Origin of the sequence: Mycobacterium szulgai (assembly GCF_002116635.1) — a bacterium.
Taxonomy (GTDB): domain Bacteria; phylum Actinomycetota; class Actinomycetes; order Mycobacteriales; family Mycobacteriaceae; genus Mycobacterium; species Mycobacterium szulgai.
Map to the genome: position 1 here is coordinate 1 of NZ_LQPW01000052.1, position 1,257 is coordinate 1,257.

General features: G+C 63.0%; 2 protein-coding genes. Both read left to right on the plus strand.

Annotated elements, in window-relative coordinates; genetic code table 11:
* Positions 1-676: AMP-binding enzyme (locus tag AWC27_RS10740; RefSeq protein ID WP_139836901.1), on the plus strand; the 676-nt coding region annotated here is incomplete at its 5' end.
* Positions 677-700: 24 nt separating this feature from the next.
* On the plus strand, positions 701-1,257 hold a 557-nt coding region (locus tag AWC27_RS10745; RefSeq protein ID WP_139836902.1), incomplete at its 3' end, for an aromatic ring-hydroxylating oxygenase subunit alpha.

The window sequence follows — 1,257 nt, forward strand, 5'->3', positions numbered from 1 at the left end:
CGTCAAGCACCGGATGATGGACTGGTTCGGGCCAATTATTCACGAGTACTACGGCGGCACAGAGGGATTCGCGGGGACGACGATAGGCCCGCAGGAGTGGCTGGCGCACCCGGGCTCGGTCGGCAAGCCATACAGCCCGGTCCATGTTATTGGCGACGACGGCGCCGAACTGGCGCCCGGGCAGACCGGCGAGCTGTTCTTCGAAGGAGGACCCGCTTTCGAATACTTCAAAGATCCGGTCAAAACGGCATCGGTCTCCAATGAATGCGGTTGGCGGTCGCTGGGGGACATGGGTTATCTCGACGAAGAGGGGTACCTCTACCTCACCGACCGATCGACGTTCATGATCGTCTCCGGTGGGGTCAACATCTACCCGCAGGAGGTCGAGAATCTTCTCGTCATGCATCCCAGCCTCGTTGACGCAGCGGTGTTCGGGGTGCCCAATGACGAGTTCGGCGAGGAGGTCAAGGCCGTCGTCCAGCCGGTTGCCGGCGCCACGCCCGGGCCAGAGCTGGAAGCCGAGCTCCTGGCCTACTGCCGCGCTCGCCTGGCCGGTTATAAGTGCCCCCGCACAGTCGAATTCGATGCCGCGCTACCACGTGATCCGAACGGGAAGCTGTACAAAAGGCGCATCCGCGAACCCTACTGGCAGGGCCGGATGTCGCGGATCGTATGAACGAGGTATGAACGAGGAAAAGCCATGGATGTGAACTGGTCGCCGCTTCCGGTGCCATGGGCGGTTGCGTCCGCCGATCGCATTCCCAAGCAGCGGTACTACGACCCGCAGTTCTACGCGCTGGAGAACGAGATGTTGTGGCCGCGCGTGTGGCAGATGGCGTGCCGGCTCGAGGAGATTCCCAAGACGGGCGATTTCGTCGAGTACGAGATCCTCGACCAGTCGGTCATCGTGGTGCGCCTCGATGCCGAAACCGTGCGGGCCTACCACAACGCATGCCGGCACCGCGGGGTAAAGCTGGTGGAGGGCAACGGGTCCCGGCGCACCTTCGTGTGCCCCTTCCACGGCTGGTGCTGGGGTATCGACGGGCGCAACACCTTCGTCCTGCGACCCGATGTGTTCGACGAGCACAACCTGGATCCCGACGACCTGTCATTGGCTTCGGTGCGATGTGAGGTGTGGGGTGGTTGTGCGTGGATCAACCTCGACGACGACGCCCCGCCGTTGCGCGAATGCTTCGAGCCGTTCGCGTCGATCTACGACGCCTGGAAGGTGGAATCGTTGCGCACCGAATGGTGGCA